General features: G+C 66.5%; 18 protein-coding genes. 3 read left to right on the top strand and 15 right to left on the bottom strand.

The window, feature by feature from the left end; translation table 11 throughout:
- Positions 1–23: 23 nt before the first annotated feature.
- The 5 genes from IG171_RS06725 to IG171_RS06705 all read right to left on the bottom strand — a co-directional run bounded on the left by IG171_RS06725 (position 24) and on the right by IG171_RS06705 (position 5838).
- Positions 24–2744 (bottom strand): DEAD/DEAH box helicase, encoded by a 2721-nt coding sequence (locus IG171_RS06725; RefSeq protein WP_212130818.1) that lies wholly within the window; start codon positions 2742–2744, stop codon positions 24–26.
- A complete protein-coding gene (tatC, locus tag IG171_RS06720; protein ID WP_212131571.1) occupies positions 2737–3519 on the bottom strand; it encodes a twin-arginine translocase subunit TatC in 783 nt (260 codons plus the stop codon). Before tatC ends, IG171_RS06725 begins: the two co-directional genes overlap by 8 nt.
- Before the next feature lie 56 nt (positions 3520–3575).
- Positions 3576–3857 (bottom strand): Sec-independent protein translocase subunit TatA, encoded by a 282-nt coding sequence (gene tatA / locus IG171_RS06715; protein WP_212130816.1) that lies wholly within the window; start codon positions 3855–3857, stop codon positions 3576–3578.
- Positions 3858–3944: 87 nt separating this feature from the next.
- On the bottom strand, positions 3945–4832 hold the full coding sequence (locus tag IG171_RS06710) for a WYL domain-containing protein (RefSeq protein ID WP_212130814.1): 888 nt from the start codon (positions 4830–4832) through the stop codon (positions 3945–3947).
- Complete coding sequence (locus IG171_RS06705) at positions 4816–5838, bottom strand: WYL domain-containing protein (RefSeq protein ID WP_249204142.1); 1023 nt, start codon at positions 5836–5838, stop codon at positions 4816–4818. Before IG171_RS06705 ends, IG171_RS06710 begins: the two co-directional genes overlap by 17 nt.
- A 40-nt stretch (positions 5839–5878) precedes the next feature.
- On the opposite strand from IG171_RS06705, the gene IG171_RS06700 reads away from it, so the two are divergent.
- Positions 5879–7003, top strand: a complete 1125-nt coding sequence (locus tag IG171_RS06700) for a DUF3866 family protein (protein WP_212130812.1) — start codon at positions 5879–5881, stop codon at positions 7001–7003.
- Between the two features lie 120 nt (positions 7004–7123).
- Here the strand turns inward: IG171_RS06700 and IG171_RS06695 are convergent, their stop codons facing one another.
- The 7 genes from IG171_RS06695 to dop all read right to left on the bottom strand — a co-directional run bounded on the left by IG171_RS06695 (position 7124) and on the right by dop (position 13220).
- On the bottom strand, positions 7124–7498 hold the full coding sequence (locus tag IG171_RS06695; RefSeq protein ID WP_212130810.1) for an FKBP-type peptidyl-prolyl cis-trans isomerase: 375 nt from the start codon (positions 7496–7498) through the stop codon (positions 7124–7126).
- Between the two features lie 41 nt (positions 7499–7539).
- Positions 7540–8496, bottom strand: a complete 957-nt coding sequence (locus IG171_RS06690; protein ID WP_249204138.1) for an FKBP-type peptidyl-prolyl cis-trans isomerase — start codon at positions 8494–8496, stop codon at positions 7540–7542.
- A 64-nt stretch (positions 8497–8560) separates the two neighbouring features.
- Positions 8561–9964, bottom strand: a complete 1404-nt coding sequence (gene pafA, locus IG171_RS06685) for a Pup--protein ligase (RefSeq protein WP_212130808.1) — start codon at positions 9962–9964, stop codon at positions 8561–8563.
- Entirely contained in the window at positions 9965–10654 is a 690-nt protein-coding gene (gene prcA / locus IG171_RS06680) for a proteasome subunit alpha (protein ID WP_212130807.1), read from the bottom strand.
- Between the two features lie 31 nt (positions 10655–10685).
- Positions 10686–11486, bottom strand: coding sequence for a proteasome subunit beta (gene prcB / locus IG171_RS06675; protein ID WP_212130805.1), 801 nt, complete (start codon positions 11484–11486; stop codon positions 10686–10688).
- A 1-nt stretch (position 11487) separates the two neighbouring features.
- The gene (locus tag IG171_RS06670; protein WP_212130803.1) at positions 11488–11679 is read right to left on the bottom strand and encodes a ubiquitin-like protein Pup; all 192 of its coding nucleotides are present in this window, start codon (positions 11677–11679) and stop codon (positions 11488–11490) included.
- 11 nt (positions 11680–11690) lie between these two features.
- Positions 11691–13220: a depupylase/deamidase Dop gene (dop, locus tag IG171_RS06665; RefSeq protein WP_212130801.1), complete on the bottom strand. Its 1530-nt coding sequence runs from the start codon at positions 13218–13220 to the stop codon at positions 11691–11693.
- Between the two features lie 32 nt (positions 13221–13252).
- Here dop and IG171_RS06660 point away from each other — a divergent pair, with 32 nt between their 5' ends.
- A complete protein-coding gene (locus IG171_RS06660) occupies positions 13253–13657 on the top strand; it encodes a DUF3054 domain-containing protein (protein WP_212130799.1) in 405 nt (134 codons plus the stop codon).
- 136 nt (positions 13658–13793) lie between these two features.
- Here IG171_RS06660 and arc read toward each other — a convergent pair whose 3' ends face one another.
- Genes arc through IG171_RS06645 form a run of 3 tightly spaced genes read right to left on the bottom strand, consistent with a single transcriptional unit; the run spans position 13794 to position 17758 of the window.
- Positions 13794–15446, bottom strand: coding sequence for a proteasome ATPase (gene arc, locus IG171_RS06655; protein WP_212130797.1), 1653 nt, complete (start codon positions 15444–15446; stop codon positions 13794–13796).
- A complete protein-coding gene (locus IG171_RS06650; protein WP_212130795.1) occupies positions 15443–16552 on the bottom strand; it encodes a tRNA (adenine-N1)-methyltransferase in 1110 nt (369 codons plus the stop codon). The genes arc and IG171_RS06650 overlap by 4 nt, the downstream gene beginning before the upstream one ends.
- Positions 16553–16597: 45 nt before the next feature.
- Positions 16598–17758, bottom strand: coding sequence for a site-2 protease family protein (locus IG171_RS06645; protein ID WP_212130793.1), 1161 nt, complete (start codon positions 17756–17758; stop codon positions 16598–16600).
- Between the two features lie 128 nt (positions 17759–17886).
- Between IG171_RS06645 and IG171_RS06640 the strand changes: the two genes are divergently transcribed.
- On the top strand, positions 17887–18696 hold the full coding sequence (locus IG171_RS06640) for a PD-(D/E)XK nuclease family protein (protein ID WP_212130791.1): 810 nt from the start codon (positions 17887–17889) through the stop codon (positions 18694–18696).
- Positions 18697–18718 lie beyond the last annotated feature (22 nt).

The following is an 18718-nucleotide window of genomic DNA, read 5'->3' as shown; positions in this document are numbered from 1 at the left end:
GCGGAGCCACCGCCGCCCTCAGCTCAGGAGTCGGCGACGACTCCGCGGCGGATGGCGTCGGCCGTGCGGCGGATCCGCACGGCCGCATCCGGTTCGGCGACCTCCGCGACCTGACCGAGCAGGTCGAGGCTCTGCTTGGCCCAGCGGACGAAGTCACCGGCGGCGATATCGCTGCCGCGCAGCGATTCGGACAGCGACTTGCCCTCGGTCCACCGGTACATCGGTCTGATCAGTCCCTGATCGGGCTCATCGGTGGTCTTGAGGGCATGCTGCTCCTCGAGATGGAACAGTCGCCGCCAGATGTTCTCGGACTCGTCGCAGGCCTCCTCGAGGTCGGCACTCGGGGCCCTGTGGGCATGCAGGTTGTCTCGTCGGGACTGGAAGACGAAGCACGAGGCGAAGGCCGCGAGCTCGGGTTCGTTGAGACGATCCCACAGACCCGCACGGATCGTCAGCGCCACGAGCAGATCGCGTTCGCCGTAGATGCGCCGCAGCATCGTCGAATGCTCCGGTTCGAACCCGAGTCCGCGCAGCACCTCCTGGACCCGCTCGAACACCAGCGCGATCGAGGTGGTGCGTCCCTCGATGCGGGCGATGAGCGAATCGTTGTCGCGAATCAGCTTCTGCGCCCGATTGGCCCATCTGGCGTGCATCTCCCGGTCCGGGCAGTCATGGCAGGGGTGGTCGCGCAGCTGCTGCTGCAGCTCGGCCACCGTCGTGCTCGTGCCCTTGCGCCTCCGGGACGACTCCCAGTGGACGCCGGCGTCGACACGGCCGTCGTCGATGGCCTGTTCGAGGATGGACAGCAGCTGTCGGCGATCCCCGGCCTGCCGGTGATTGAATTTCTTCGGCACCCGGACCCGGCCCTGTGAGGCGACCGGTTCGGTGACTTCGTGCGGACGCAGGTGCCAGACCTTGCCCTGTTCGGTGAGCACGGTCGGCAGCCGTGAGGTGCCGTCACGGCTGCTCATCGGAGCGATGATGACCGCCCGACCGCCGACGCGCTTGGCCGGCATGGTCACGACGTCGCCGATCTTCAGCGCGCTCAGCGATTCGACGATATCGCGCTGACGGTTGCGCGACTTCGTCCGCGTCTCCTGCTTCTGGGCGTCCGAGATCGCGCGCCGCAGCCGCGCATACTCGGCGAAGTCACCGAGCTCGCAGTGCATGGACTTCTCATAGGCTTCGATCGTCGCTTCGTTCTTGCGCACCTTCCGTGCCAGCCCGACGACGGCCTTATCGGCCTGGAACTGGGCGAAGGAGGTCTCGAGGACCTTCGCGGCCTCGGCAGAGGTCATCCGCGAGAGCAGATTCGCCGTCATATTGTAGGTCGGCCCGAACGCGGAGTTGAGCGCATAGGAGCGATTCGATGCCAGGGCCGCGAGTTCGCTGACCTCGACGCTGGGATGCCAGACGACGACCGAATGCCCGATCCGGTCGATGCCGCGGCGACCGGCGCGTCCGGTCAGCTGAGTGTATTCGCCCGGGGTGATCGAGACATGGGCTTCGCCGTTGAACTTCACGAGCTTTTCGAGCACGACGGTGCGTGCCGGCATGTTGATGCCCAGAGCCAGCGTCTCGGTAGCGAAGACGACCTTGATGATCCCCTGCGAGAACAGGTCTTCGACGAGCTGCTTGAACTGCGGGATCATTCCCGCGTGGTGGGCGGCCACTCCCAGCAGCAGACCCTCGCGGAAGGTGTGATAGCCGAGGATGCCCAGATCCTCATCGGGCAGATCCTCGCGCAGCGATTCCAGAGCCGCATTGACGATTCTCTTCTCCTCCCGGGAGTTGAGGTCGACGCCGGTGCTCAGGTACTGCTCGACGGCCTCGTCGCATCCGTTGCGGGAGAAGATGAACATGATCGCGGGAAGCATGGCCGCCTCGGCGAGGGAGGACACGACCTGCGTGCGGCTGGGACGGCGGAACCGGGCGCGCGTGGCTCGGGCCCGCTTCGACCGCGGGCCCCCGTGGGTGCGGGTGGCGTGGTTGAGGGCGGGGTCGATGCGATCGGAGTCCGAATGCGTGAACAGGTCGAACATCCGGTGCCCGACGAGGACGTGGTTGACCAGCGGCACGGGACGATGGCTCGTGGAAACGATCGTCGTCGGTCCCCTCACCTCGCGCAGCCAGGCTCCGAACTCCTCGACATTCGACACCGTGGCCGACAGGGACACCATCTGGACGCGGTCGGGAAGGTGGATGATGACCTCTTCCCATACCGGGCCGCGGAAGCGGTCGGCGAGGTAGTGGACCTCGTCGAGGACGACGAATCCGAGGTCGGACAGTCCCGCCACATCGTTGTAGAGCATATTGCGCAGCACTTCGGTGGTCATCACGATGATCGGAGCGTCCCTCCGGATCGAGGTGTCACCGGTGAGCAGGCCGACGTTCTCCGCACCGTGGACTTCGCAGAGGTCGTTGAACTTCTGGTTGCTCAGCGCCTTGATCGGCGTCGTGTAGAAGATGCGTTTGCCCTCGTTCCGGGCCAGCTCGACGGCGAATTCCGCGATCAGGGTCTTGCCGGACCCGGTGGGGGCCGTGACGAGGACGTCCTCGCCCTCCTGCAGATGGCTGCACGCCTCGACCTGGAAGTCGTCGAGTTCGAACTCGGTTCTGTCCATGAAGCGTCCCAGCGGCGTGGCCGCGAACTCCGCGCGCGCACGGAATTCGGCGTAGGCCTCCGCGGGGCTCAGCGTCTGGCTCGAGGCCGTCTGGTTCGAACGGTGCGTGGAATCAGTCATTCTTCTCTTCGTCGGTGTCGGCGTCCGGGTCGACCCACAGGCCCTGCGCCTGCAGGCGCTTCTTGCGTCGGCGATCGTTGAACACACAGATCGCCCAAGCCACGCAGAACAGCGTCATCATGGGGATGACCAGGAAGAACATGGACATGGCATCGGGTGTCGGGGTGGCGATCGCGGCGAACAGGAACACGAGCATGACGATGACCCGCCATGATCTCCTGATCCGGTCGGCCGACAGGATCCCCAGCATGTTCAGCCCCACCATGAGCACCGGCAGGACGAAAGCGAGGCCGAAGACGACGATGATGATCATCACGAAGCTCAGGTAGTCCTGAGCGGGGATGATGTTCGTCCCGCCCTCGGGGGTGAAGGAGGTCAGCGCCTTGACGGCGTTCGGCAGGGCGAAGAACGCCATCGTCGACCCGGCCAGGAACAGCGGAATAGCAGCACCGAGGAACCCGAGGGAGTACAGCTTCTCCTTCCGTTTGAGACCCGGGACGATGAACGCCCAGATCTCGTAGAGCCAGATGGGGCAGGACAGGAAGAGGCCGATGAAGAACGAGAGCTTGATCTTCAGATCGAAGGGAGAGGCCACTCCGGCGAAGTTGATCTCCGCCATCCGTCCTCCGCTGTCGCGGATGGTCCGGATCGGCTCCTGCAGGATGTCGAGGACGGGGTCGTAGAGGAACCACCCGACGACGGCACCGATGACGATGGCGATCGCGGCGATGATGACGCGGTTGCGCAACTCGACGAGATGCCCGAGGACCGGCATCTTCTTCTCAGGATTGGCCTTCCGTGACCGAGAGGACTTCCGCTGACTGTTCTCTTTCACTTCTCGTGTGACTGCGGATCCTGCTTCTCGCGTCTCGGCTTCTCATCGCCGGTGGTGTCGGCGGCGGAGGAGGCGGAGTCGGTCGAGGGCTTCTGGTTGAGTGCTCCCGGTTCGGTGGTCTTGTCGGCATCGTCATCGTCGCGCAGTTCCTTGACCTCGGACTTGAAGATCTTCATGGACTGTCCCAGGCTTCGGGCCAGCTGCGGCAGTTTCGGCGCACCGAAGATGATCACGATGATGAGGATCACGATCGCGATCTGCACGAAACTTGGTTTCATTGGGAGCTCCTTGGATTGTTGATGCTGTGGATGATTCTACGCTGTGCGGCTGAGCCTTTCATCCTCATCCGCACGCGGTTCTCGTCCTCAGCCGAGTCGACGCAGGGCCGCTCCCACCGCCTCGGTGTCGTCGATGTCGGTGATGACATCGGCATGGCAGAGCAGGAACCGGCTCAGCCAGTCGACCGAATGGACCAGGAGACGGACGCGCACGCTGGTGTCACCGGTGTCGAAGTATTCACGCTCGATCACTTCGAGTTCATCGGCCAGCCAGGCTCCGGCGGCCGACAGCCCGAGGGTGACCTCCCGGGATCGAGACGTCGATTCGCCCACCGACAGCGGCGGGTGGTTGGCCGGCTGCCAGGAGCGGATCCGGCCGAGGGCGAACCGGCGCTGCCCTCCTGCCGAATAGCACCAGGCGTCGACATACCAGTCGGAGCCGGGCACCAGGCGGGTCGGGGCGATCGTGCGGGTGGTCAGTTCGTCCCGTGAGCCCACGTAGTAGTCGATGGTCATCGCCGCCTCGTCGTCGATGGCCTCATTGAGTGCGGTGAGCAGCTCCTCGTCGGCGTCGATGGGGCTGACGTCGACGGCGGTGCGCAGATTCTCGCCGGCGGCCAGACGCAGCTTCTGCGCCGCGGTGGCCACGGCCTCGGAATCGAGCCCGGGCAGGGATGAGAGCAGGTCGAGGGCGAGGACGAGGATGCCCGCCTCCTCGGCGCTCAGCCGGACCGGGACGGAGACCTCCTCGGCGTTGGAGATGAAGATCTGACCGCCCTCCCAGGAGGCGTCGATGAGGTCATCGGGCATATGCCCCGGGCGTCCGGTGACGAAGAGCAGCTGGAGATCGTCGATGAGGGTGTCGGAGTCGATGCCGAAGTAGGCGGCGGTCTCGGCGAGGTCGGCGCCGGGATGGGCGTCGAGGTAGGGCACGAGACTGAGCAGGCGGGTCAGTCGCTCACGCGCTGAGGACACTGGCGCCTCCCAACCGTTCGAGGGATTGACGGATCGTCTCGCGCCGGTCTTCGACGGCACGGACGAGCTCCGGCGGGTCGAGGGCCGTGACGGCATCGCCGAAGCCGACGATCTCGGCGGCCAGCGCCTGGGCATCGCTGAACTCGATGATGACATCGCCGCCGTCGACACGCACCTGACGACGTCTGAGCGGATCGGCCCGATGCGCGTCGATCGACAGCCGTGCCTCGGTGACCACGGCCATCTCGGAGCTCGACTGCAGCGCCAACCGCGGGGAGAAGTCCTCGGGGATCGAATAGTCACCGGGTTCGCGTCCGCCGAGTCTGGAGATCGCACCCTCGACGCGGGAGAGCCGGAAAGTGCGTCTGGCCTGCCGGTCGAGGTCGAATCCGAAGAGGTAGACGCGGTCGCCGCGGCTGAGCAGCGCATACGGTTCCAAACGCACTTTGCGCGCGGGCTGGCCGGGTTTGTGATAGGTGAACCCGATCGCCTCACGGGCGTTGATGTGATGCAGGGCGTCAGCGAACTTGGCGCTGGCGAGCCGGCGTGCGGCCGTGCCCGGATCGATCGTGGGCTGGCCGCCGGCGGTTTCGTCGAGGTCGATGCCCAGAGCCCGCAGCTTCGTCATCGCCTGGGCGCTCGAGGAACCGAGCTCGGTCTCGGACCAGAACGCCGCGGCCACGGTGACCGCCGCGGCCTCGGTCGGGGTGAGGTCGACGAAGTCCATCGCGTAATCGGCCGCGGAGATCCGATACCCGGTCTCCCCCGCATCACCGTAGGCATCGTGTTCGGATCGGGTGGCGATGGTGATGCCCATGTGCCGCAGCAGCTCCTTGTCGCGGGAGAACTTGCGGTCGAAGGCGACCTCGTCGAGTCCCCTGTAGCCGTCGATGGAGTTCATCAGCGTTCTGCGCGAGACCCACCCGCGAGAGGCGCGGAGGGCGATCAGCAGGTTCATCAGACGCTCGGTCTGCTGTCTCTGTCTGCTGGGACGGGGTGTATTCACGATTCCACCGTAACCTAGGCCGGGCGATAGTCTTGGGACCATGATTCATTGGCGCAAAGGAATCGTCGTCGCGATTCGCTCCACCCGGCCAGGATACACAGAGGTCGAGGTCGAACTGGACCAGCCGCTGCCGGGCGCCGATGAGACCGGAATCCGCGCGATCGCCTACACCGATGCCGTCGGACATCCTGAGGTTGGCGAGGCGGTCATCGTCAATGTCTCGGCACTGGCCAAACGTCTGGGCACCGGTGGGTTCGGACTCATCGTGGCCCTGCCCGATGCGCTGCCGGCCGATCCGCCTCCGGGGCCCGGCCATCTGGTCAAGGACCGCTATTCGCCGCTGCAGACCATGGTCCTCGGGGTCGACGATCAGGAGTCGGACCACCATGCCCGACTCGCCGAGGCTGACGACCTCGAAGCGATGCCCGTGGTCGTCGCCGATCTGCATTCGGCTCTGCCGGCGATCATCGCCGGCATCCGAGCCGTCGACGAGTCCCTGTCCATCGCCTACGTGCTCAGCGACGGTGCGGCCCTGCCGGCACCGTTCTCCGCGGCCGTGGCCGGGCTCAAGGAGGCCGGTTGGCTGGCCGGGACGATCAGCACGGGGCAGTCCTGGGGCGCGGACTTCGAGGCCGTGACCATCCACACCGGACTGCTCGCCGCCCGACACGTCATGGGCGCCGACATCGCCGTCGTGGCCCAGGGGCCGGGCAATCTGGGCACGGGCACGAAGTACGGCTATTCCGGACTGGTCACCGGTGAGCACCTCAACGCCGCCGCTCTGCTCGGTGGACGCCCGGTCGGTGCGCTGCGGATGTCGAACGCCGATGCTCGCGGCCGTCACTTCGGCATCTCGCACCACTCGCTGACTCCCCTGACCGAGATCGCCCGTCCGGGTGTGACCGTGCCGGTGCCCGACTTCGCCACTCTGACCGATTCGGAGCGGTCGCAGATGGACCCGGACCCCGGCGTGGTCGAGGAGACCGTGGCCGGCCAACTGGAGGCGCTTGGGATGCATCGTCTCGTCAACGTCGATCTCACCGGCCTGTGGACGGCCCTGCGGTCCAGCCCGGTCCGTCTGTCGACGATGGGCAGGAAGCTGCCGGCCGATGCCGCGTCCTTCCTCGCCGCTGCCGCCGCCGGCCGCTGCGCGGCACGGCTCTGAGACACCGGCGACCCGGTTGAGACTTCGGTGGCCGGGCCCGACGACGGGGGCCCGGCCACCGGTGATCTGCGCTGAGCGCATGTGCTGAGTCCGCGGGAAGCGCAGGTCCTCGGGATGTGCTCAGCGCACGTTCTCGAGATCGCAGACGAAGATCAGGCTCTCACCGGGCTGGATCACCCCGCCGGCTCCCTGGTCGCCGTACGCCAGATGCGGCGGAATCTGCAGAGTGCGTCGTCCTCCGACCTTCATCCCCTGGATGCCCTGATCCCAGCCGGAGATGACCATTCCGGAACCGAGACGGAACTCCAGCGGCGTGCCGCGATTGTACGAGGCGTCGAACTCCTCACCCGTGGAATGGGCGACTCCGACGTAGTGCACGCTCACTGTGTCGCCGGGGCCCGCCTCGGCGCCGGTGCCGATGACGTCATCGACGATGACGAGCTCGGTGGGCGCTTCGCCGCCGGGGAAGTCGACCTCTGGTTTCTGCTTGCTCATGATGCCTCCTGTGGAGTCGTTGGTGGCTCTCGGCCTGAGCCTCAGCCCTGGGCCGAGAGGATGTCGATGACGAAGATGAGGGTCGCATCGCCCGGGATGGACGGTTCGCTTCCCTGTTCCCCGTAGCCCTTGTCCGGTGGGACGATGAGGACGATCTGGCTGCCGACCTTCTGTCCCACGAGGCCTTCGTTCCAGCCGTCGATGACCTGAGCCTCGCCGACCGGGTCGACGGCGAAGGGCTGTCCGTCCTCCGTCCAGTTCGAGTCGAAGGTCTTCGAGGTGTCGTCCCAGAGCCAGCCGGAGTACTTCACCGCCACGCTCTGGCCCTTCTCGACCTCGGGGCCTTCGCCTTCGATGGTGGTGTACGTCTTCAGCTTGTCGGGCTTGTCGCCCTTGGGCTCCGAGATCGACGGCGCCCCGTCATCGTCCCAGTCCACGGTCACGGGGTTGTCCGACTGGTCGGTCTTCTCCCCTTCGGCCCGGGTCAGCGGTTTCGTGGTCTTCTCCACATCGATGACGTAGACCAAGGTCTGCGAGGCCTCGCCCTGTTCGGCGCTGCCGTTGAGCGACATCATCACTCGTGATCCGACCTTGACGTCGATCAGCGCGTCGTAGAGGTCCTCGGAGATCTGGGACTTGTCCATGGGGAACCCGGCGGGCGACTCGGAATCGTAGCTCGATTCGACGACCTCGCCGCTGGTGCCCGAGACCAGCGTCATCTGTGCCGTGACCTGTTCGCCCTCGTCGATCGTCTCGCCGTCGCCCTGGCTGAGCACCTTCTTCTCCGTGTCCTCGATGACCAGCGGAGCGTCGAAGCTGACCTCGGGCTTCTTCCCGACCTTGCCGTCGACCGTGATGTCGTCGAGGCTGGTCGACTTCGCGTCCTGAGCGGACACCGACGGCGGAGGCGTGGTCGAGTCCTCCGACTCATCACCCTGACCGCAGGCAGTCAGCAGCAGCAGACCCGCCGCGATCGCGCTGAGCACTTTGGTGCGCACTGGTTTCCTTTCCTCACGAGTGGCCGCTGCCGCTGTCGCGGACCGACCGGATCACAGGGTGATCTTACAGGCCCGCGATGAGTGCTTCCGCCTGCGGGTGCGTCGTGGCGAACGGGTCCTTCAGGGCCACTGCGCGACCGGATTCGTCGTTGAGCCGCAGATGCACCCAGTCGACGGTGTAGTCGCGGCGGGCGGCGTGGGCGGCGCGGACGAACTCACCGCGGATCGTGGCCCGGGTGCTCGCCGGCGGCACGGCCTTGGCGCGGGTCGCCGCCTCGGCGGGAACGAGGTTCTTCGCCATCCCGGCCGCTTCCAGCTTCGGGAACAGACCGGTGGCCGGGGTGATGTCGTGATAGGCGATGTCGAGGCGGTGGATGCGCGGATCCGTGATCGCCTCCGTGCCTCGTGCCATGGACCGTTCGATCAGGGTGCGCTTCATCACCCAGTCGATCTCCGTGTTCACCGCGGAGAAGTCCTGGGACTCCACGGCGGTGAGCATCCGCGTCCACAGGTCGATGACATAGCGGGCCAGACCCTCATCGCCGAGGCTGTGATCGCCGGTGTCGACGAGGCGCTGCGCCCGGTCCCGATAGTCGGCAAGCAGCCCGAGCGGGGTCGTGGTGGTGCCGTCGGTGCGTTCGAGCACGACACGGCCGGTGAGGTCGCGGGCGACGAGCCGGATGTCGCGCACGGGATGGCGCAGCCCGTTCTCCGGGATCCGGGCGCCCTGTTCGATGAGGTCGAGCATGAGCGCGGCCGACCCCACCTTGAGCGCCGAGGTGGCCGTCGACATCGACGAATCACCGACGATGACGTGCAGCCGCCGGTACTTCTCCGCATCCGCATGGGGTTCGTCGCGGGCGTTGATGATCGGGCGCGAACGGGTCGTGGCAGACGACAGGCCCTCCCACATGACATCGGAGCGGGCTGAGAGCCCGAACATCATCTCCGACCGGTCGACCTCCTCGTCCGGGGCGAAGGACGACCGGCGCGGGATGATCGCCCCGGCCCCGACGAGCAGCTGGCGGCTGACGAGGAAGGGCAGGAGAACCGTGGTCAGACGGTTGAAGTCGAGAGTGCGGCGGATGAGGAAGTTCTCATGCGAACCGTAGGAGTTCCCGGCCGCGTCCGTGTTGTTCTTGACCATGTGCAGCCGGCCGCCGATCTCCTCGGCGGCGAGGGCGGACTGAGCCTTGTCAAGCAGATCGATCATCAGCGCCTCGCCGGCCCGGTCCTGGGCGAGCAGATCGGACAGGTCGCTGCATTCGGCGGTCGCGTATTCGGGGTGGGATCCGACATCGAGGTAGAGGCGAGAGCCGTTGGGCAGGAACACGTTCGACGACCGCCCCCATTCGACGACGGGTCGGAACAGGTAGCGGGCGATCTCCTCGGGCCCGATGCGCCGTCCGCCGTCGGCGGCGGTGTGGGCGAGCCCGTATTCGGTCTCGATTCCGAAGATGCGTGCCATTCAGTCCTCCCGCAGCGCGCGCATCGCTGCCTCATCGAGTCGACGGAAGGTCCTCTGCCTGCTCGTCGTCCGATCGAGGACGGCGGCTTCCAGGTCCTCGGTCGGCAGCGTCGTCTGCGTGGCAGCGGCCAGCGCGGCCACACCGTGGCCGAACACGGCGGCCAGACCGAGTTCCGAGGTCCGCAGGCCGGCCAGCGAGGCGGTGATCGCATCGGCTTGGCCTCCGATGGCCACATGCTCGGTCTCGTCGATGACCGAACCGTCGTAGCTGAGCCGGTACAGCTGGTCGCGCTCGGCGGTGATGCCGAGTTCGGCGACGACGAGTTCGACCTCGAAGGGCTTCGACTCGGTCGTGAACACCCCGGCCAGGGTCTGCGCGTAGGCGTTGGTCAGCCCGCGGGCGGTGACGTCGGTGCGGTGGTAGGAGTATCCGCGCAGATCCGCATAGCGGACCCCGGCCTGTCGCAGGGTCTCGAACTCGTTGTACTTGCCGACGGCCGCGAACCCGATCCGATCGTAGATCTCGGCGATCTTGTGCAGAGTCGGTGACGGGTTCTCCGCCAGCAGCAGGATGCCCCCGTCGAAGCGCATCACCACGACCGAACGGCCACGGGCGATGCCCTTGCGGGCGAAATCGGCCCGGTCCTTCATCAGCTGTTCGGGCGAGACGTAGAACGGTGCCTGGCTCATGTCCGGTCCTTTCGCGGTGTGCCGACGATGCTCATGACCGGGCGCTCCTCGTGCGGCGGTCGACGACCTCGGTGGCGGCTGACAGCACGGCGGCCGAGTCGATCTCGGTGACTCCGTCGTCGAGGTCGACGGTGAAGACCGTCGGAGCGATCTGACGGACGAAATCCGGTCCGGCCGTGGCGGAGTCGTCGTCGGAGGCGTCGAAGAGCGCCTCGACGGCCACGGTGATCGCCGCATCCGTGTCGAGATCGGCCCTCCACAGCTTCTTCAGCGCCCCGCGGGCGAAGCCGGAGCCGGAGCCGATGGCATGGAAGCGGTGCTCCTCGTACTTGCCTCCGGTGACATCGAAGCTGAAGATCTGCCCGTGCGGGGTCGAGTCGTCGACTCCGGCGAACAGCGGCAGGACGCTCAGCCCCTGCAGCGCCAGTCCGAGGTTGCCGCGCAGCATCGAGGCCAGGCGGTTGGCCTTGCCGTGCAGCGACAGGCGGGCGCCTTCGATCTTCTCGTAGTGTTCGAGTTCGAGTTGGAAGAGCCGGATGAGGTCGAGGGCCACACCTGCGGTGCCGGCGATGCCGATGACCGAGAAGTCATCGGCGGCCTTGACCTTCTCCATCGAGTGGGAGGCGATGAGGTTGCCGATCGTCGCCCTCCGGTCACCGGCCATGAGGATGCCGGTGGCGGTGCGGAAGCAGATGATCGTCGTGCCCTCCGGCGTCTGTCCGGCCAGATCCGAACCGTCCGTCGACGGCAGGGTCTCCGGGGCCAGCGAGCGGGCGAGTTCGACGAACGAGTTGCTCGTCGAACTCAGAAACGCAGGAGGGAATCCTGACATCTCATTGGCCGCCCTTCTGGACGAAGTTCGCGACGAACTCCTCCGCGTTCGTCTCCAGAACGCCGTCGATCTCATCGAGGATGGAGTCCACGTTCTGAGTGTTGATCTGGCCCTGCACGGCCTCCGGCGGATCGACCGGTGCGTCCGCCCCACCGTCGGACTTGTCTCTTTGGAACTGTTCCTGCGAGCTCATCTCACACCCCTTCAGTCGTTCTTCACTGTCAGTCTATCCACTCCGAGGGCCCGCAGCAGATCCGCGGCGGACTCGACTCCCTCGAGGCGTTCGGCCAGGAGCTCTCGCGAGCCCTTGAGCGGTTCGTGCATCGGCAGTCGGACGACGCCGAGGTCTCCGGCGTTGAGCACGAGGGAGTCCCAGCTGGCGGCCACGAGATCCTCGCCGAGGCGGGCGACGGCCACCGAGCGGAGGAAGGCGCGGGTGCCGTCGGGGGCGTTGGTCACGGCGGCCTCGACCTCGGCGTCGGTGGTCATCCGACGGATCCGGCCGGCGCGCTCGAGCTTGTGGAACAGCCCCTTCTCCGGCCGCACATCGTGGTACTGGACGTCGATGAGGGCGAGTTTCGGATGGTCCCAGTCGATGCCTTCGCGGGAACGGTAGTGCTCGAGCAGCACCCATTTGGCGATCCAGTCGATGGAGTCGGCGAGGCTTCGGGGATCATCGGTGAGACCGTCGAGGAAGCGCCTCCATTCGGCGAGCACTTCGGCGGTGTCGGCGTCGTCGGCATCGGCGTGCTCGCGGCAGGCGGCATAGTAGGCCTCCTGGATCTCGAGCGCGGTCATCGTCGAACCGTCGGTCAGCGGCAGTCTCGCGCTGAGGCTGAGATCATGGCTGACGGTCTGCAGGGCCTCGAGCGCATCGGCGAGTTCGATCCGCGGGGCCGGGCCGGATTCGATGAGGCTGAGCACCAGGGACGTCGAACCGAAGCGGACGAAGGTCGCCGGCTCGGCCATGGTGGCGTCGCCGATGATGATGTGCAGGCGACGGTACTTCGACGGGTCGGCGTGGGGTTCGTCACGGGTGTTGACGATGGGGCGGCGCAGAGTCGTCTCGAGGCCCACTTCGGCTTCGAAGAAGTCGGCCCGCGACGAGATCTGGTAGCCCGCGCCCTCACCCTCCCGGCCGAGGCCCACACGGCCGGATCCGCACAGGATCTGTCGGCTGACGAAGAACGGGATGAGTCCTGCGGCGATGTCGTCGAAGTCGACGCCACGGTCGACGAGGTAGTTCTCGTGGGTGCCGTAGGACGATCCCTTGGAATCGGTGTTGTTCTTGTACAGGTTGACCGGCTCGTCGGACTTCTCCAGGGCCCGCACCGAGGCCAGCGCCACGAGGTCCCCGGCCCGGTCGAAGGTGACGACGTCGCGAGGGGTGAGCACCTCCGGGGAGGAGTATTCGGGGTGGGCGTGATCGACGTAGTAGCGGGCGCCGTTCTCCGTGACCACATTGGCCAGATACTGTGCCTCGACGTCGTCCTGCGGGATGTGGGTCAGTTGGGAGGCGTCGGCTTCGGCGATGTTCATGAAGAAGCCGCGGGCATCGGCCAGCGGGGACTCGGCGGCGAAGTCCCAGAAGTTCTGGGACGACTTCAGCCCGCGGGGACCGGCATAGGCGTCGACGACACGCGCCGAGTCCCGCATCGGATTCGCCCGCGGGTTGCCCGGCTGGCTGAGACCGAATTCGGTTTCGGACCCCATGACTCGCTGGACTCTGAGCATCTGAACTTCCTCCAAGGTCTAGACTCGGGGACGTGGCAACGAAGAAATCTCATCTCCCGATCGCACTGATCGTCGACCTCATCCTCGTGGTCCTCTTCACGATCGTCGGTCACTACACACATTCTCACAATTTCGATCCCGAGGGGCTGATGACCACAGCGTGGCCGTTCGTCGCCTCCCTCGTCCTCGCCTGGCTGCTGGCCGCGGTCTGGGACCGGCCGATCTCGCCGCTGGCCACGGGCACGGGGGTGTGGGCGATCACCGTCCTCGTCGGGCTCGTGCTGCGCGGCGTCACGGGTGCCGGCGGAGAGCCGGGCACTGTGCCGGTGAGTTTCATGATCGTGGCCGCCTCGCTCAATCTCATCACCCTGGTCGGCTGGCGCATCATCGCCTCCGCTGTCGCCGGAGGTCCGTCCGGCCGCGGGCGCAGCCGCTGAGTCCCAGCCCACCGCCGCCCCGTCTCCGGTCTCCGGACGGCCCGCTGACTCCGGCCCCGGCGTGTCGGACGGCCCGCCGGGGCCGGCGACCTCCGTCACCGGCCCCGGTGCCGGTGCAGACCGGGTCGGCACCGGTTCAGACGAGGTCGGAGTTCGGGCGCACCTCGGAGATCTCGGTCTCATTGGGCACGACCGGGGCTCCCCTGGTCGTGTCGAGATGCATCATCCGCAGGTGGGTGACGCGTTCGCCCTTGCGACCCGAGATCCGAGCCCATTCGTCCGGATTCGTGGTGTTCGGCAGATCCTCGTGCTCGCTGAACTCCTCGGCGATGGCGGCTTCGAAGTGTTCGGGGCGCAGACCGCGCTGACCGGTCTCGAGAAGCGATTTGATCGCGGCCTTCTTCGCCCGGTCGACGATGTTGTGGATCATCGCCCCGGAGGCGAAGTCGGAGAAGTGGAGCACTTCCTTCGACCCGTCGGCGTAGCTGACCTCGACGAATTCGTTCTCCTGAGTATGGGAGTACATCCGGTCGATGCAGAAGTCGATGAGACCGGCGGCCGCCTCGGTGGGACCGCCGTGTTCGTCCAGCAGTTCCGGGTGCAGCGGCAGATCCTCGGTGAGGTATTTGCCGAAGATGTCGCGGGCGGCGGCGACGTCGGGGCGTTCGATCCGGATCTTCACATCCAGTCGGCCCGGGCGCAGAATCGCCGGATCGATGAGGTCCTCGCGGTTCGAGGCGCCGATGACGATGACGTTGTCGAGCTGTTCGACGCCGTCGATCTCCGTCAGCAGCTGGGGCACGATCGTCGTCTCCACATCCGAGGACTTGCCCGTGCCGCGGGTGCGGAAGAGCGACTCCATCTCGTCGAAGAAGACCACGACGGGGAATCCGGCCGAGGCCTTCTCCCGGGCCCGAGCGAAGATCAGACGCAGCTGGCGCTCGGTCTCGCCGACGTACTTGTCGAGCAGCTCCGGGCCCTTGATGTTGAGGAAGTAGGTCTTCCGGGCCCGCTCCTCGCCGGTGCGGTCGGCCAGTGAGTTCGCCACGGCCTTCGCGATGAGGGTCTTGCCGCAGCCGGGTGGGCCATAGAGGAGGATGCCCTTGGGCGGTTTGAGGCCGTGTTCGGTGTAGAGCTCAGGATGTTCGAACGGCAGCTCGACGGCATCCTTGATCTGACCGATCTGGTCGGCCAGGCCGCCGATGTCGGAATAGGTGATGTCCGGGACCTCTTCGAGCAGCAGCGAGGACACCTCGGGCTTCTCGACGACCTGCAGGGCATAGTGGGTGCGCGTGTCGACGACGACGGCATCACCGACGCGCAGTCCCGAGTCGATGAGGTCCTCGGCGAGGACGAAGACCTGTTCGTCGTCGCCGGGGGCGCCGACGAGGATCCGACTGTCGTCGACGAATTCGCGGACGTTGACCACCGAGCCCACCGGTGGGAAGGCTCCGGTGCCGATGACGACGAGGCCTTCGGACAGGAGCACATCGGCACCGGCCCGCAGCCCGGCCGGTTCGACCTCGGGTGCGATGGCCACGCGCATGCGCCGACCGCCGACGATCACGTCCGCGGCCACGCCCTTGTCATCGACGGCGATCAGGGTGCCCCAGTTGTTCGGCGGCTCCGTCAGGCGCCGGGCCTCCTCCTTGATTCGGCCCAGTTCCTCTCGGGCCGTGCGCAGGGTCTTCGACAGGGCCTCATTGCGCTTACCGGCGCTGTAGAGCTGCTGACGCAGGGAAGCGGTGTCCTCGCGGAGGCGCTTCACCTCGGTCGTGGTCTCTGTCATCGATCCTCCTTCGGCCCATTGCTGTGTGTTCTCGGGCTGTCTGTGTCTGCAACGTCGCGCTGTGTGCCCGGAGGCCGGTCACCGGCGCCTGTCTCGCTTGTGCCGGTGTCATCGTCACCGGTGCGCAATCGCTTCCCGGCCTCGCGCATCACCCGTCGCAGCTTCTTCCCGTGTGCGGTGCGCGTGCCGATGGCCTCCTCGGTGACCTCGGTCTGCGTCCAGGCCGCGACGTCCTCGGGTGCCGCGTTCGCTGCCTGCGGGCGCTTCTTCTTCTCCAATGGGGCGACGCCTTCGGCCATGCGCCGGGCCATGATGAGGAACCCGGTGTGGGCGATCATCCGGTGGTCGGGACGCACAGCGAGCCCGTCGACGTGCCAACCGCGGATCATGGCCTCCATGGATTCGGGCTCGGCGAAGTTCTGCGAGGCTCGCAGAGCCTCGACGAAGCGGGAGAGCTGCGGGACCGTGGCGACATAGGCGATGACGATGCCGCCCGGTCGCAGAGCGCGGCTGACCGCGTCGAGAGTGTTCCAGGGGGTGAGCATATCGAGGACGACCCGGTCGACGGAACCGGGGGCGAAGGTCTGCGGGAGGGCCTCGGTGAGGTCGCCGACGGTGACCGACCAGTTCTCGGGCTCACCATCGAAGAAGTCGGCGATGTTGCCGGTCGCGATCGTGGCGAATTCCTCACGGATTTCGAAGGAGTGGACGCTGCCGGTCGGTCCGACGGCGCGCAGCAGGGCCATCGACAGCGCTCCGGAGCCGACCCCGGCCTCGACGACGGTGGCACCGGGGTGGATGTCGCCGAGGGTGACGATGAGTCCCGAGTCCTTCGGGTACACGACAGCGGCACCCCGCGGCATCGACAGCACGAAGTCCTCATAGCGAGGGCGGAAGACCTGGAAGTCCACTCCCCCGGTGTTCGATACGATGATTCCCTCGGTGCGCCCGATGATGTCATCGTGGCTGATGAGCCCCTTGTGCGTGTGGAACGTCTCCCCTGGGGTGAGCACGAGCGTGTGCATTCGCCCCTTGGGGTCGGTGAGCTGGACCTTTTCGCCACTGGCCAGGACGCGCGCGGGACGGGTTCGGAGTGCCTGAGTCATGATGAGTCCACTCTACGCTGGTGAGGATTGCCTCACACAACCGGCTCAGGCTGCGAGAAGCTCGTCGAAGAACTCCTGCAGATCGATTACGCCCACGAGTGTGTTGCCGTCCATGACGAGACTGAACTGCGCCTTGGGCCGGTGGGTGAGCGATTCGAGCAGATGCGGAGCGGTGATGTCCTTGGGCACGCCGATCCATCCGGCCAGGGGGCGGGCGACCTCGCCGGCGGGCACGGCCTCGAGGGTCTCGGCGAGTCGGCCGGCCGCGGCGTGCCGGTCGACCAGCCCGTAGGGCAGCCCCTTCTGATCGAGCACGACGATGAGTGTGCGTTCCTTCGCATGCCCGAGCGTGTTCGCATAGTCGAGGGTATCGGCCAGGTCCGCATCCCAGGTGGCCGCGATCGCCGGCTGGATGACCTGGGACAGATCGTAGGTCTCCATCTTCCGTGCCCGTTTGGCGTGCGTGGCCGCGTCCCCGGCGGAGAACCACAGCATGATCGCGATGAGGGACATCCATGCCACGGTCAGCGGTTCGGGGCGCTCACCGGCCAGCAGCGGAGTGATCACCGACCACCCGATGAAGCCGATGGCGATGATGCGGCCGACCCAGCTGGCCACGATCGTGCCCAGGTACTGGGAACCGGTGATGCGCCACATGATCGCCTGCAGCGCCCAACCGCCGTCGAGCGGGATGCCCGGCAGCAGGTTGATCGCCCCGAGTGCGATGTTGGCGAAGGTGACCGCGATCAGCAGCAGCCACGGCACCGAGGTGGGCGTGGCCGCGCTCAGGCACCACCATCCCAGCAGGGCCAGGACGATGTTGACGATCGGGCCGACGATGGAGATGACGAAGCTCGTCGTCGCGGCCTTGTCCCGCGGATTGTCCACCTGGGGTTCGAAGCGGGTGAAACCGCCCCAGAGGTTGAGTTCGATCGCCGCGACCTTCTGCCCGTAGAACTGCCCGGCCACGCCGTGGGCGAGTTCGTGGAGGAACACCGAGGCGAACAGCAGCACGGCGTAGGCGAAGGCCACGAACCAGGCCCCGATGCCCAGATCCGGACGGACCTGGTTGAGCCAGGGAGTGAACAGGATGGTGATGACGATGGCGGCGAGGAACCACGACCAGGCGAGGATGACCGGCGCCCCGAGGATGGTGCCCAGGCGCAGGCCCGAGGACGCACCGGGCTGGTGGTTTTTCGCGGCCATTGAAGGGATTCCTCCGGTCGTGTCGTCGTGGGAGCGGTCCACTGAGTCTCGGATACTCAGCCTAACAGCGACGGCCTCGTCATCGCTGGTCGCCACGTCGTGTCCGTCCTGGTCGTTACAGTGGTGATATGGCCGAGCTCACCAGTCTTTCGCCCTCGCGGGCCAACGACTTCATCCAATGCCCCCTGAAGTTCCGATTCCGCAGCGTCGACCGGCTGCCGGAGCCGCCGTCGCAAGCGGCGTTCCGCGGCACCGTCGTCCATTCCGTCCTCGAGAGGCTGTTCACCGCTCCCGCCTCCGAGCGCACGGCGGATCTGGCGCAGTCGCTGCTGATGCCCGCCTGGAGCGACCTCGTCGAGAAGGATCCCGAGGTCCTCGAGATCTTCTCTTCCGAAGCAGAGAAGGAGACGTTCTTCACATCGGCGCGTCGGCTCATCGACTCCTATTTCGTGCTCGAGTACCCGGAGCACCTCGAACCGGATGAGACGGAGAAGTACGTGCGCACCACGCTCGAGAGCGGGCTCGAGCTGCGCGGCTTCATCGACCGGGTCGACGTCGCCCCGGGCGGCGAGAAGCGTCTGGTCGACTACAAGACGGGCAAGCAGCCCAAACCCCAGTACGGGCGTGAGGCGAAGTTCCAGATGGGCTTCTACGCCCTCGTCGTCTACCGGCTCTCCGGCGAACTCGTCCACACCCTGCAGCTGATGTATCTCGGTTCGCGCAGCGTGGTGAAGTCCCATCCGACGATGAATGAGATCGAGCAGACGGAATTCGAGATCGAGGCGATCTGGAAGGACATCATCGCCGCGGCCGAATCCGACCGATGGCGACCGAAGAAGTCACCGCTGTGCAATTGGTGCACCTTCAAACCGCTGTGTCCGGCCTGGGGAAACGCTGCTCCCCCGACTCCCGAGATCACGAAGGTCGTCGGAGCCTGAGCCGACTGCCGGGACTGAGCCG

Source organism: Brevibacterium sp. SMBL_HHYL_HB1 (assembly GCF_018208375.1).
GTDB classification, from domain to species: Bacteria; Actinomycetota; Actinomycetes; order Actinomycetales; family Brevibacteriaceae; genus Brevibacterium; species Brevibacterium intestinavium.
Note: the sequence above shows the minus strand (reverse complement) of the source record. Positions and strands in the feature narration are given on the sequence as shown.

What these genes read in the sequence shown, in the direction of transcription:
- IG171_RS06725 (WP_212130818.1), bottom strand. Translation starts at nt 2,744, where the DNA reads ATGACTGATTCCACGCACCGTTCGAACCAGACGGCCTCGAGCCAGACG.
- tatC (WP_212131571.1), bottom strand. Translation starts at nt 3,519, where the DNA reads ATGCCGGTCCTCGGGCATCTCGTCGAGTTGCGCAACCGCGTCATCATC.
- tatA (WP_212130816.1), bottom strand. Translation starts at nt 3,857, where the DNA reads ATGAAACCAAGTTTCGTGCAGATCGCGATCGTGATCCTCATCATCGTG.
- IG171_RS06700 (WP_212130812.1), top strand. Translation starts at nt 5,879, where the DNA reads ATGATTCATTGGCGCAAAGGAATCGTCGTCGCGATTCGCTCCACCCGG.
- IG171_RS06695 (WP_212130810.1), bottom strand. Translation starts at nt 7,498, where the DNA reads ATGAGCAAGCAGAAACCAGAGGTCGACTTCCCCGGCGGCGAAGCGCCC.
- pafA (WP_212130808.1), bottom strand. Translation starts at nt 9,964, where the DNA reads ATGGCACGCATCTTCGGAATCGAGACCGAATACGGGCTCGCCCACACC.
- prcA (WP_212130807.1), bottom strand. Translation starts at nt 10,654, where the DNA reads ATGAGCCAGGCACCGTTCTACGTCTCGCCCGAACAGCTGATGAAGGAC.
- prcB (WP_212130805.1), bottom strand. Translation starts at nt 11,486, where the DNA reads ATGTCAGGATTCCCTCCTGCGTTTCTGAGTTCGACGAGCAACTCGTTC.
- IG171_RS06670 (WP_212130803.1), bottom strand. Translation starts at nt 11,679, where the DNA reads ATGAGCTCGCAGGAACAGTTCCAAAGAGACAAGTCCGACGGTGGGGCG.
- dop (WP_212130801.1), bottom strand. Translation starts at nt 13,220, where the DNA reads ATGCTCAGAGTCCAGCGAGTCATGGGGTCCGAAACCGAATTCGGTCTC.
- arc (WP_212130797.1), bottom strand. Translation starts at nt 15,446, where the DNA reads ATGACAGAGACCACGACCGAGGTGAAGCGCCTCCGCGAGGACACCGCT.
- IG171_RS06650 (WP_212130795.1), bottom strand. Translation starts at nt 16,552, where the DNA reads ATGACTCAGGCACTCCGAACCCGTCCCGCGCGCGTCCTGGCCAGTGGC.
- IG171_RS06645 (WP_212130793.1), bottom strand. Translation starts at nt 17,758, where the DNA reads ATGGCCGCGAAAAACCACCAGCCCGGTGCGTCCTCGGGCCTGCGCCTG.
- IG171_RS06640 (WP_212130791.1), top strand. Translation starts at nt 17,887, where the DNA reads ATGGCCGAGCTCACCAGTCTTTCGCCCTCGCGGGCCAACGACTTCATC.